Origin of the sequence: Bacteroides ilei (assembly GCF_900128495.1) — a bacterium.
GTDB lineage: Bacteria > Bacteroidota > Bacteroidia > Bacteroidales > Bacteroidaceae > Phocaeicola > Phocaeicola ilei.
Genome location: NZ_LT635801.1, coordinates 995,754 through 1,009,271, shown reverse-complemented (window position 1 = coordinate 1,009,271; position 13,518 = coordinate 995,754). Strand labels below are relative to the sequence as shown.

Annotated in this window: 7 protein-coding genes; 1 reads left to right on the top strand and 6 read right to left on the bottom strand. The window is 42.3% G+C overall.

What is annotated here, in order from left to right:
* Positions 1 to 29: 29 nt before the first annotated feature.
* From BQ7489_RS04270 to BQ7489_RS04260, 3 genes are all read right to left on the bottom strand, one after another.
* Positions 30 to 3,179, bottom strand: a complete 3,150-nt coding sequence (locus tag BQ7489_RS04270) for a SusC/RagA family TonB-linked outer membrane protein (RefSeq protein ID WP_204352741.1) — start codon at positions 3,177 to 3,179, stop codon at positions 30 to 32.
* Positions 3,180 to 3,517: 338 nt separating this feature from the next.
* A complete protein-coding gene (locus tag BQ7489_RS04265) occupies positions 3,518 to 4,969 on the bottom strand; it encodes a family 43 glycosylhydrolase (protein WP_072530074.1) in 1,452 nt (483 codons plus the stop codon).
* A gap of 35 nt (positions 4,970 to 5,004) precedes the next feature.
* Positions 5,005 to 5,703, bottom strand: a complete 699-nt coding sequence (locus BQ7489_RS04260) for an acetylxylan esterase (RefSeq protein WP_072530073.1) — start codon at positions 5,701 to 5,703, stop codon at positions 5,005 to 5,007.
* 202 nt (positions 5,704 to 5,905) lie between these two features.
* Between BQ7489_RS04260 and BQ7489_RS04255 the strand changes: the two genes are divergently transcribed.
* Positions 5,906 to 9,775 (top strand): hybrid sensor histidine kinase/response regulator transcription factor, encoded by a 3,870-nt coding sequence (locus tag BQ7489_RS04255; RefSeq protein ID WP_072530072.1) that lies wholly within the window; start codon positions 5,906 to 5,908, stop codon positions 9,773 to 9,775.
* Here BQ7489_RS04255 and BQ7489_RS04250 read toward each other — a convergent pair.
* From BQ7489_RS04250 to BQ7489_RS04240, 3 genes are all read right to left on the bottom strand, one after another.
* A complete protein-coding gene (locus BQ7489_RS04250) occupies positions 9,762 to 11,084 on the bottom strand; it encodes a family 43 glycosylhydrolase (protein ID WP_072530071.1) in 1,323 nt (440 codons plus the stop codon). The two genes, BQ7489_RS04255 and BQ7489_RS04250, sit on opposite strands and share 14 nt — an antisense overlap.
* Before the next feature lie 297 nt (positions 11,085 to 11,381).
* Positions 11,382 to 12,668 (bottom strand): NCS2 family permease, encoded by a 1,287-nt coding sequence (locus tag BQ7489_RS04245; protein WP_083580672.1) that lies wholly within the window; start codon positions 12,666 to 12,668, stop codon positions 11,382 to 11,384.
* 37 nt (positions 12,669 to 12,705) lie between these two features.
* Positions 12,706 to 13,407, bottom strand: a complete 702-nt coding sequence (locus tag BQ7489_RS04240) for a nucleoside-specific channel-forming Tsx family protein (protein WP_072530069.1) — start codon at positions 13,405 to 13,407, stop codon at positions 12,706 to 12,708.
* Between the last annotated feature and the right edge of the window lie 111 nt (positions 13,408 to 13,518).

Here is a 13,518-nt window from a genome sequence, read left to right as displayed (position 1 = left end):
TTTAATTTTCCTCAAAAACATAATTCTCACTAGAATGAAATACTTGCACCGAAAGTACATTTCTTCATAGTAGGATATGTACCGATATCGAAGCCCGCACCACCATTGTTAGAAGTCGTTGCTGTTTCCGGATCCATACCCGGATATTTGGAGAATGTAAAGAAATCATCCAAAGAAACAAAGAAACGTACATCCTTAATTGCAATCTTCTGAGTCAGTTTCTTAGGTAATGTATACCCCAGCTGCATCTGCTTAATCTTGAAATAAGATCCGTTGAACATAGATGCACTTGAACTCCAGAAGTAACGGTCGTGAGCTACACTAGCTACAGACGGCATAGAAGCATCTCTGTTATTTTCACTCCAGGCATTGTCCATATAATATTTCAGAGAATTACGCATCGGAGTATCTGCACGGTAAAGAAGGTTGAAAATCTTGTTTCCTGCCACACCGGTACCGAATACGGTAAAGTCAAATCCCTTATAAGCCAAATTAAGAGTCACACCGTAAGTGAACTTAGGAATAGCACTACCTATGTCGGTCATATCTCCGTCTGTCAGCTCAGAAGATGAAACGATATCACCGTTATGGTTACGGAATTGAGGCTCACCTGTTTCTCTATTAACTCCAGCATAATCATATGCACGGAAATACCAGATAGAATGTCCCTCCTCAAATGCGGTACATACCATATTGTTAGTTCCGTCTACACCACCCTGATTACTGATGATACGGGTAATGTCATCATACAGATAAGTCACCTCGTTCTTCAGCGTTGAGAAATTGGCATTGATACCATATTCCAGATCACCGATATGGTCCCGCCAACTGCCTTCGAATTCAAAACCCTTATTGTTTATCTTTCCGGCGTTGACTGTGGTAGAATTCACATAAACTTCAGGAACCGGATTTATGGATATCAAAAGGTCTTTCGTGTTCTTGTTATAATAATCGAGACTAAAAGTCAAACGATCGTTCAGGAAACGCATGTCAAGACCGAGGTCCAACTGTTCGGAAGTCTCCCATTTAAGGTTTGGATTAGCCAGTCCGGAAGGATAAGAACCATAATGCAAAGCTGGATCATCACCATACTGATACCAAGCAGCATTGTAACTGATAGGTGATATATACGGATAATTATTGAGCACATTGACATTACCGTTACGTCCCCAGGAAGCACGGAACTTCAAGAAAGACATTACGCTTGAGCTGATATTCTCCGAAATAAACTTTTCATTACTGATATTCCATCCTACAGCAACAGAAGGGAATTTTCCCCAACGTTTGTCTGCTGGAAGCTTAGAAGTATCGAATGCATCGGCACGATAATTGAACTGCACACTATAACGGTTATCATACGTATAAAGGAAACGTCCAAAATAAGAAAGACTTGTAGAAAGTCCAGGGAGATTTCCAATAGACTTTGTCGTTGTTTCAGCCGAATTTACAAAATTCAGATACTGGAAATTCGGAGTGTCACCGGTAAGAATTTTATTTCCACCTGTACCGGTTGCCGAACCTGAAACATCATCTGTACGATATTCTGTATACGACATACCGATCATGGCACCTACATTGTGTTTCTCCAAAAACGTTTTGTTATAATTCGCAAAGTTTTCCCATTGATAATAATGATTATTATATGCCGAAGCCGAAATGGAGTAATCAGTAGCCTTGGCCTGACCGTTCATATAATAAGGTTCAGAATAATCGTGGTTATTGGTCTGTGCGATACGATATGAGAAACGTGATGTAAACACAAAGCCGTCGAACGGAGTCAGGTCCATAAAGGCGGTTCCACGGACTGTAAAACCGGAACTTTTCGCATTACGCCGGTCACGTTGAAGCAGAGGGTTACCATTATCATCCATCTGGAATTTTGAAGTTGCATAGTACTTCCCGTTCGGAGCTATAAGAATGGTTTCGGGAGCAATGGCATACTGTTCCTTCATATCTGTCGTAAAGTCATCTACACTATCCCAATATACCGGAGTCAGCGGGTCAAGCAAAAGTGCAGGAGCCAACATGGAACCATAAGCACTCTGATGACTGATATTACGAGTCTCCCATTTTTCAATAGAAGTATTCGTTCCTACCTTAATCCATTTATATAACTGATAATCGGCATTAAGCTGACCGGTAAGACGGGTATAAGTATCTTTCTTTCCACGTACAATACCATCATTGTTGACATAGTTTACAGATGTAAAGAAATGTCCCTTGTCATTACCATCCTGGAATGTGAGCGAATGTTGGGTAGCCCAACTGTTACCGAAAACTTCCTTTACCCAATTCGTTTCCTGAGGATTGTCATAATCCACTCCATTGGTTGCACAAAGAGTCTTCATATCATAACCCGACAATTCCTTATATTTTATCCAGTCCTTGGCACCGAAAATTTCAGGAGTCTTACCGAGACTCTGATTGATAGCCTTGAAAGAATACGTGATTTTCGGACGCCCGTTTTCACCGTTACCGGTTTTTGTCGTAATGAGGACAACACCGTTACCTGCCTGGGCTCCATAAATGGCAGCCGATGCAGCATCCTTCAAAACTTCGATTGATTCAATCATGGAAGGATCCAGATACTGGATATTATCAACTTTCAAACCATCAACAATCAACAGAGGGCCTAACTTATCTGAATTTGATGAATAACCACGGATACGGATGGAAGCCCCTGCACCAGGAGCACCGGAAGTATTCAGAATCTGGACACCGGAAGCCTTACCTTGAAGAGCGGCTGCAGCATCTACCGTAGCCAAATTTTGGATATCATCCCCATTGACAGAAGCAATTGAACCGGTAAGGTCACTTTTTTTCTGGACACCATAACCTACAACAACCACTTCATCCAATAACTTGGAATCTTCCTCCAAACGAATATCCAAAGAATTACGTCCATTAAGTTTGATAGTCTGTGTCTTATAACCGACAAAAGACACAACCAGTGTCGAATTTTCACTCTGAACCTGAAGCGAAAAAATACCGTCAAAATCAGTAATCGTACCATTGCTTGTCCCTTCTTCCAGAACAGCCACACCAATCATAGGCTCAGAATCTTTGGCCGACACGACCGAACCTTTAACCTGGAATTGAGCATATGCTGATACACATGTAAAAAGCATACACATAAACAGGCAAGGAATTTTCTGAATTTTCTTAATTACATTTTTCATTACCATTAGTTTAAGGATTAATAATTGTGTGTTTTCTTGTTTAAATCAGCCACTATTGCTGCAACAGCGGCTAACCATCGTCATACTTACATTTCATAATCTTTAATTATTAAGGTTAACATTAAAACATTTATCTGTCTCTATATCATTTTAATAATAACTATCCGATTACAATGACCTGAACCCTCTGGTTCTTTTGAATCGTATAACACATATAATAGTCAAATAAAACATCTGACAAAACAGCACAAAATGGAATGCGGAAATCCCATTTCCGGTATTTTTTAAATAGCATTTAAGGTTAACAAGGTTCTTTAATCTGACGCTACAACCCGGCATCAATGGTCACGGAAATTCCATTTGGAATTATCACTGTTCATATCGAACTTACCCAATGAAGGAGTACTATCACCAACAGACACCAATACTAATTCTTCGTCTACACCCGGTATCTCTTTCGGCATAATACGATAAGTTCCATCGGTCAGTTGTTCTATCCGCCAAAGTTGTTCAGGAGCCCCCGTAAATTCAGGAACAGTCACTACTTCCGCATCAGACGTAGCCGCCAAAGCACGGTTTGTGCCTTCAATCACAATCTTATAATAAGGAGCTCCCAGATATCCGCCGGCATCGGGTACAGCAGTAATAGTCCATCTTTGATGAGGCCGGAACATATAGTCACCGATCCTTACGTCTATATTACCCTTCGGCCATGTATCAATCACATCTTCCAGTGTCTGCGATTTTAACGGCACAATAGGCTCTTCTGTCTTTTCCCAGAACCGATGCATTCCTCCTTCCATACGTATGAAGTCAACACACAGTTCAAGTCCATAACCTCTTCGCTCTGATTCTATTTCATAAGTACCTTCCTTGAAGACTTCACCGGCCACCGGCCAGTCATTCTTCCATAAAAGCGGGCGTATGGCAAGCACGCTACGACCTCCACGGTCGAAATCCGCTTCAAAATGACACGACATCTTCTCCACGCCTTCTGTCTCGATAAAGCGGCCAAAGTGACCGGCACCGGTCTGACGGTTTCCAGCAGCAAGTACCATTTTTCCACCGCCTTCCAACATATCCCGACCCATATTATCAAGATAAGGTCCCGTAACTTTACGTGAACGTCCAACTACGATATTATAAGTAGAGTTAGGACCATCACAACATGTTCCATGCGTACCAAGCAGATAATACCAACCGTTACGGTAGATAAGATCAGTAGCTTCACAATCGATAGCTATATTGATAGGTTCATTTCCCTCTATCCGCTTACCGGTAGCAGGATCAAGTTCAACCAGCCGGATAAAACCAAAATATGTACCATACGACAACCACAGACGTCCATCTGTGGGATCAAGCAACAATCCCGGATCAATGGCATCACAGTCATCACCATCTTCCGACATAGCAACCACCACCGCATCAGTATATTTGAAATCAGGAGAAGCAGGATCCAGCGTTTTGTTCCACATAGTCAAAACTTCCCCTCTATGGCTTCCACCCAAGCCTCCCCCGGTAGCACTGTAAGCAATAAGATACCGGTCTCCTATTTTTATAGCATCGGGAGCTGCTCCTCTGCCCGGTCTTACACCTCCACCTTTCCATGTCCACCCGTCTTCAGAAATCAATCCACCGCCACCTGTACCGAAAGTATAATACTTTCCATCACATTCCATTATAGTAGAAGGATCATGTATATAAGGTTCACCAATCTGTGCTACGGCTTTTTCTGAAATCATAAAAGGTAAAAGGGCAGCCATACCCCAAAATATAACTTTTGTTTTCATAATTTTATTTGTAAGTAGTAGATAGTATATAGTGTTTATTTGTAACTGACAGTAATATTTTTGATGGGATTTCCATTTTCATCCAGGAAACGAAGACAAAAATCACTCATTCCCGGTCCGTTGATAACAGCCCCCCAAATAACATTCTTGCCTTTTTTCAATGTAAGCCGTCTTGAAAGACAATCATCCACTACCATTCGACGGTCACCAGACAACAGAACAGCCTCCTCCCCGTTGAGCCACCACATGGAAGCAGAATTCGAACCTACAGACATTCTGACGCCAGACAAATCTTCCGGACACTCAATTACAGTAGCTGCAAGAAACAATACACCATATACCTGCTTATCACGTCTAGAGGCAAAACGGAAAAGTTTCACATTAAACATATTGCTCTCAAGTGCATGCCATGTCAGTTTCTGTTTTCCGACCTTTACCTTTTCACCATCTTTAGGCAATTTCGTAAATTGTTCGGAATAATATTTGGCCGTAAGTACTTCACGAAGATAACTGTCTGTAAAAACTGTATTGCTACGGTTTGGCTTGTCAATAGGGTCCAATAATAACCAACGTCGGATAAAACCATCTTGGTCAGGCGACATGACTTGGGTTGTACCCGGTGAAAAATAAGGAGACAAGCTATAATCCGTTGCCTTTTTCTGGGCATATCCATACACACCCGACAGCACGGCGAAACAAATCGCCAGCATTGATCTGAAATAAAAAGTCTTCATCAAAATTGTGTTTTTCATTATTATATAAAAATGGATAAGTCTACACCATATCAATCCTTTAAGGTTTCTGATTTTGTCACAAATATAACCAGATATACACTCTCAATCTTGCACTTTCAGACACTTTCCTTGCACTTTTAAATAATATGACGCATTTTTATTTATCTTTGTAACACCTTTACCAAAGGAAAAGACCAAAGATATGAAAAACACAATATTATTAATAACAAGTATTTTAATACTCCTTTTACCTGTTCATGCAGTATCTCAGGATTTTGCATTCAACAATATCAATGACCTCTCAGGACTGCCTGTAAAAGGAATTACAGCAGTGGTACGTGACAACAACGGATTTATCTGGGCAGCCTCCCGCACTGGCATCCTACGTGTAGCGTCCAATGATTATCGCCTTTATAGCCTTCCATCCGTTACAACAAACGTCATGCAGATCAAACTGGCTTGCCGTGACAGCCAACTGATTGCTGCTACACAAAACGGAGAGATATTTCGATACAATCCTATTCTTGACCAATTCGAATACTGGTTTACCCTTTCACTCCTACTCCAAAAAGAAAACTGGGTAACCAACCTGCTCATAGATACCGACGGTAAAGTATGGATAAGTACCAGCCGGGGAATCTATATCCGGAAAGGAGAAGAAACAATACCTATTTTAGTACAAAAAGCAGGTATGTCATATGTTACAACCCTGGACGGACACGAAATATTGGCCTGCATACAATCATCTTTCTACAAGATTGATACGCATAACTATGCATTAAAGGAATTAAAAGGAACAATGCCCCATCTTATATCTTCCTCCAGCTATGATGTTGTCAATCAGAAAGTATGGATCGGAACTTACGATGCCGGAGTATGGCAATATGGACTGAAGGAACAAAAACTCAAAAAAGTTACTATCACAGATTTTCCGGCACTCATTGTACGGTCCATACTGATACCGGACAACCATTCCATATGGATAGGAATTGACGGGGCAGGTATCTGGATACTTGACCGACAAACCAACCAAGTAGGGAATAAACTGCATGAAAATCCAGATGATCCATCTTCTCTGCGTGGAAACAGTGTCTATGCCTTATTACTCGATGATTACAACAGAATATGGACAGCCACTACCAGCGGAGGACTACAATATACAGATGCAAAGCCATCAGCAATCGAACATCTGATACATGAAATCAACAATCCACAGTCCCTACACAACAACGAGGTAAACCATATTATTACCGACTCCAGAGGAAACCTATGGATAGCGACAAACAACGGTCTCAGTTACCGTAATGCCCGCACACATGAATGGAAACAGCTATATGGAGGACGCCAGCTCACCTTCCTGTCACTTACAACCGATAAGAAAGGACAGATTTATGCCGGCACATACGGAGAAGGTTTCTATGTATTGGATGAATCCGACGGACATGAAATCCGTCATTATAGCGACAACAAGGGGGGCATTTTTAGTCCCGGTGGATTTGTATTTGCCACTTACACCGACAGTGAAGGCGATGTATGGTTAGGAGGAGTCAAAGGCAACGTACATTGCTATCATCCAGAAAGTGGAAAACTGAACACATATGTGCCACAAGATGTCTATTGCTTTGCCGAACTCTCTCCTGGAAAAATACTACTGGGATGTGCCCATGGACTGATTCAGATAAATAAGGAAACAGGGAAGACCAATACACTCCTGTCTGACCGCACCGTACATAACATTATCGTCACCAGACAAACAATATGGATATGCACCTCCGGTGACGGCATCATCGGTTTAGACAGACACGACGGCAAACAGACACATATCACTACCCAACAAGGTCTTCCCAGCAATTGTACCCAAAGTATGCTGTTAGAAGGAAATGAGCTGTGGATAGGTACCGACAACGGGCTATGTCGTCTTAACCTTACCGATAAGAAAGTACAGACATTTGCCAACCAGAGATTACTGGCCGACGAATCCTTTAATGCCAATTCTGCTTACCGGCTGCCTGACGGCAGACTGGCCTTCGGATGCAACAAAGGAGTTATCATGTTCAATCCTCATATAATAGATCCGACCCCCTCTTCAGGACGTATCTATTTCTCCGACATACAATTGGCAGGACGTTCCATCCGTGATATAGAGGATTTTAACCTCTCGGTTCCTGTCGACCATCTATCTACCCTCCAGATGGACTATCCACAAAATTCTTTCACTCTATCCGTCCTTCCAATAGGATATGTCAGCAACTCGGCTACATTTTCATGGAAACTTACAGGTCAAGATAAAAAATGGAGTACATACAACTCAAACCGGTATATCAACTATACCAATCTTCCAGCGGGAAAATATACGCTCTGCATCCGGCTCTACGACGGAAATATTCTGGCACAACGGCAACTGGATATCATAGTCAAGCCTCCATTCTGGAATACCATATGGTTCCGGATATCTATCCTAGCTGTAATCATCGGCATATTATGGTTAAGCATACGCTACTACATGCAGCGCCTGCACCGCCGATATGCCGATGAAAAAATACGCTTCTTTACCCAAATGGCTCACGACATACGTACTTCACTCATGCTTATAAAAGCACCGATTGAAGAACTTTACAAAGAAAAAGGACTTTCTCCATGGGGTAACAGATGCCTGCAACTGGCCTCCGAACAGACCAAACGTCTATCGGATACGGCCACCCAACTACTTGATTTCGAAAAACTTGACATAGGACGTGAACAAGCCTCATTCAGCAATGTAAACATAGCCGACTTGATAAGACGGCGTATTGAAGTATACAAAGCCTATGCAATGGGAAAACAGATAGATATCAAAGCCGGTTTCTCACCGGAAGATTATTGGATACAGGCCGATATACGTATGATGGAAAGGGTCATAGACAACCTGCTGTCCAATGCCGTAAAATACTCCCGACCAGGAGAACAGGTTGAAATCACCTTTACCGGACTATCTGCAAGCTGGGACTTGCGTATCAAAGATTACGGCATAGGTATGAGCAAAAAAGCACAACGTAAACTTTTTCATGAGTTTTATCGCAGTGACAACGCTATCAATGCACAGATTATCGGTTCCGGAGTCGGCCTGCTGATGAGCCAAAAGTACATCGCACTCCATCATGGCAAAATAACTGTCACAAGTGAACTCGACAAAGGAACTACTTTTGACGTTACCGTCCCTCTACAGGCAGCCTCATCCAAGGAAATGGCAGAATGTAAAATCACACATCCTTCCCTAGACGACCCTGACAGTTCCGAAAATAGCGGACAAAACGTATACGATATCCTTATCGTTGAAGACAATCAAGACTTGTGTGAATTTATGAGTCGGTCACTACACGACCGGTTCCATATAACAACCGCCCATGACGGACAAGAAGCCTGGGAAATGATTGCCACCCTACAACCCGACCTGGTAGTCTCCGACATAGTGATGCCCCACATGGACGGATTCGAACTGTGCCGGAAAATAAAATCCACATACGAGACTTCCCATATTCCTATAATCCTGCTTACGGCACTTTCCGACAAGACCGACCAGTTGCACGGACTAGGATTGGGAGCCGACAACTATCTGGTCAAACCTTTCGACATGGCATTGCTGGCAAGCCGTATTGATTCTATCATCCGTAACCGACGAACCGTCTTCCAGAAAGCCATCCAGACAAAACAGAATGATATACATACCATAACCCATAATAATCATATCAATGACGAATTCATCCAGAAAGCCATAGAATGTGTACGTGCCAACATAGCCAATGAAAAATTCGGGAAAGAAGAATTTGCTTCCACACTGGCATTAAGCCCTTCACTGCTCTATAAGAAAATCAAGGCTCTGACCAATCTTTCTGTAGTAGAGTTTATCCGATCCATCCGTCTCAACTATGCCATGGAAAAACTCAGTTCAGGCGAATTCAACGCAACTGAAGTAAGCGAGATGTGCGGATTCAGCAGTCTGGCTTACTTCAGTAAAGTCTTTAAAGAATATTTTGGGAAAACACCGACAGAAATCATGTCGGGCCAGAAATCAGGGAATCTCACTCAAAACTGATCCAGTCAATGGCCACCGGGTATTCTCCTTCTGAAACAACAGTAAGGTTCTGGATACCCGCAGGCGCATAACTTACGTCCGCATTCATTTCTACCCATCCGTTTGTAGCCTTTACCGGAAGTTCGGCTATCGGTTTTCCGTTCTCTCCAGAAGTCCGCACAACAATCTTTCCTCCTTTTTCAGAACGCACACGTGCCTTCATTTTCTTCACGGTATCAGATCCAAAATCTACCGTATTATATATTACCCATGCTTCCGGACGATTAATCTGCAAAAACCATCCTTCAAACGGATTTGCAGGATTCAAATAGTCGATAAATGCTCCATAAGGACTCAAAGACGTATAACGGTCCAACTGGATTTTGTTTTTCGCAGCAGTAATACCGACTCCCCGCAAAGTAGCTTTTACCTTCTTGATTGTACCGTCTTCACGGAAGAAAAGCGAATCAACACGCGCCGCACGGTTCTTGTCGAAATTCGGTGAATAGTCATTATGATGATAAAACAGATACCACTGTCCGTTATATTCCACAATAGAATGATGATTGGTCCAACAACCCACAGGAGATTCCTCCATAATCACCCCTTTAAATTCAAACGGACCGGTAGGACTGTCACTCATGGCATAGGCCAATGTTTCAGTCTGGTTCTCTACCCATGGAAAGGTCAGATAATATTTATCATTTCTCTTGAATGCAAAAGGACCTTCTTTAAAACCTTCAGGAAGTCCCTGAACACGTATCGGTTCTGAAGCCAGTTCCATCATGGACGGTTTCAGTTTGGCAACTGATATACCCATTCCCGACCAATATATATAGGATTCTCCATCTGTATCGACCAATACACAAGGATCTATTCCGAAAACATTCTTTATCGGTTCGGCTGCCGGAGTAAACGGACCTTCAGGATTGTCGGCCGTAGCTACACCAATATTAAATCCACGTCGTCCCTCCCCTTTCGGAGTACTGGGAAAATAAAAATAATATTTGCCGTCTTTATATACACAATCGGGAGCCCACATGGAATAAGAATCAGGCTGTACCCAAGGCACATTATTCTGATCGAGAATCACACCATGATCGGTCCAATCCGTCAGATTAGTAGAAGAAAAGACATGATAATCCGCCATACAGAACCATTTATCCAACCTATCTACGGGACTGGGAATGTCATGCGAAGGATAGAGATATACCTTACCGTTGAATACTCGTGCCGTAGGATCGGCAGTGAACTGGTCTCGGATAATGGGGTTCTGTGCCTGAAGGACACCTGCCATTACCGTAGCAAGCAAAAGAAGTGTTTTTTTCATATAATATTATCTTATCTGTGATGTTGCTAAATTAACACAGACCTCTTCAAACTACCTTTCACTTTCAGATACATCCTTTATACTTTCAGATATATAAATACCCCATTATATCAATACGAAAATAAAACAAATATTTTCCAAATAAGTATGCAGAACTCGACAAATATAAGACAACGAATTAAACTTAAAAATAAAAAAGACAACAAAAAACGGGTAAGATTTTATACAAAAAAATGGAAATACCGGTATTCATTACACCGGTATTTCCACCTACTTATATATCAAAACAGACTTAAATTACAGGAAAAACTTAAAGACAAAAATAACCGACAAGATATACATGGCCGGTGTCAGCTTCTTGACATGTCCACACAACAAATTAATCAATACATAACTGATCATTCCCAACACAATACCATCAGAAATGCTATAGGCCAGCGGCATGAAAATGATACAGATAAAGGCAGGAATAGCCTCAGAATAATCCAGAAAATCCACTTTCTTGACAGACGACATCATCATCAGTCCCACCAATATCAACACCGGAGCAGTAGCCGCTCCCGGAACAGCCAAAAAGAAAGGAGCCAAAAACAAAGACAACAGGAAGCAAACGGCCGTAACAAATGAAGTCAGTCCGCTACGTCCTCCTTCTCCTACTCCCGAAGCACTCTCCACAAAGGTGGTAATGGTACTGGTACCCAATACGGCCCCAGCCGTCGTGCCGATTGCATCCACCAGGAAGGCCTGCTTCAAATGAGGAATTTTTCCGTCTTTTGTCACCATCCCGGCCTTTGTTGTCACTCCAACCAGGGTACCAATGGTATCAAACATATCCACAAACAGGAAAGTGAATACCACAATGACCATTTCCTTGGTAAAGATATGTTCCCACTGGAACTGACAGAAAATCGGAGCCATAGAAGGTGGTGTACTGAATACCTCATTCAAATGGGTCTGTCCCATCGGAATACCAATGATGGTTGTCAACAGGATACCGATCAGCAAGGCACCGCGTACCTTCTTGATCAGCAGAATGGAAGTAACCAGCAGACCAATCACACCCAGTAACGCAGAGCCTGAAGTGATGTCACCCAATGAAAGCAGTGTAGCATCGTTGTTCACAATGATACCGGCATTCTGCAAACCGATAAATGCAATGAACAGACCGATGCCGGCTCCAATGGCATTTCGAAGCGTGAGCGGAAGTGCATCCACTATCTTTTCACGCAGATTGGTAATCGTCAATAGAATAAAGATAATACCTTCCAACAAAACAGCCGTCAGGGCGAATTGCCAGGAATATCCCAATGTCAGACATACCGTATAGGCAAAGAACGCATTCAGTCCCATTCCTGGAGCCAGTCCGAAAGGAAGTTTAGCATACACCGCCATCAGCAAGGTGGCAAAAGCAGAAGCCACGACCGTTGTCGTAAACAAGGCTCCCTTATCCATCCCAGTAGCCGACAGGATATTCGGATTGACCGCCAAAATATAGGCCATGGTCAAAAAGGTAGTAATACCTGCCAGAATCTCCGTACGCACACGGGTTTCACGGGGATTAAAGCCAAATAATTTTTCCAGCATTTTCATTTTATAATTGCTTTAAGTCTATATCAGTTTTTCAGAAAGTCCACTTCATGGCCAGTGTCGGAATAAAATAAAAACCGTCGCGTGTGGCGAAGTCCGTACTTAACTCCCACTCTGAACCGACGCTCAGATTCAGGTTGTCATTCACATGCTTGAACTTGTTCAGGTTAATCCAGAACTGCGGTTCGCTGACGAAAACGAAGTTATGATTCTGTCCCTTTTCATCCGTATGCTTTTCCCGCCAGAAATCGGCAAATCCGCTGAAGGTGAACTTTTCCTGCCAAAAATTCAAGGTCCAGGTACCGGTCAACTGGAAATTATGTGGTTTCACATTCTTCTGGATGTATTTATACAACACCTGAATACCGAACGTCTTCGAGAAGTCACTGTTGTTCCAGGAATAAGTGGCACCACCCAAAAAAGCATTGTTGACGAAATTCAGACCACCGTTATATTCTACATGCGCAGAAAAAGGAGCTTTCCAGAATCTCAGTTCCCGGCTAATCTCCCAATAGGCTGAAGCCACTCCCTTATCCGTATAATCCATATCGACAAAGAAATACGTGCTTCCCCACTTGTCGGCCTTGAACATTTCGACAGTAGTAGTTACCCAAGGGCGTTCGTCAAGTGATTTATACAAGGCACGTCCCAAATCATAGTGTAACTGAATGTTCTGCGACACGACTTCTCCCACAAAGGCAGACAGGAGAAGAACGAAAAGAAATAATTTTTTCATTTAAATTTAACTCGTTTTTGATGGTTTTTAAAATCGGCCGCAAAATTACATAAAAAAGCCCTATAATAAAGTAAAGAACTCCTTATCTTTAAGAAGTATTTTATGTATTTG

Bases quoted from the DNA above. Each gene is read 5' to 3' on its own strand.
- BQ7489_RS04255 (WP_072530072.1), top strand. From the start codon at position 5,906: ATGAAAAACACAATATTATTAATAACAAGTATTTTAATACTCCTTTTA.
- BQ7489_RS04240 (WP_072530069.1), bottom strand. From the start codon at position 13,407: ATGAAAAAATTATTTCTTTTCGTTCTTCTCCTGTCTGCCTTTGTGGGA.
- BQ7489_RS04260 (WP_072530073.1), bottom strand. From the start codon at position 5,703: ATGAAGACTTTTTATTTCAGATCAATGCTGGCGATTTGTTTCGCCGTG.
- BQ7489_RS04250 (WP_072530071.1), bottom strand. From the start codon at position 11,084: ATGAAAAAAACACTTCTTTTGCTTGCTACGGTAATGGCAGGTGTCCTT.
- BQ7489_RS04245 (WP_083580672.1), bottom strand. From the start codon at position 12,668: ATGCTGGAAAAATTATTTGGCTTTAATCCCCGTGAAACCCGTGTGCGT.
- BQ7489_RS04270 (WP_204352741.1), bottom strand. From the start codon at position 3,179: ATGAAAAATGTAATTAAGAAAATTCAGAAAATTCCTTGCCTGTTTATG.
- BQ7489_RS04265 (WP_072530074.1), bottom strand. From the start codon at position 4,969: ATGAAAACAAAAGTTATATTTTGGGGTATGGCTGCCCTTTTACCTTTT.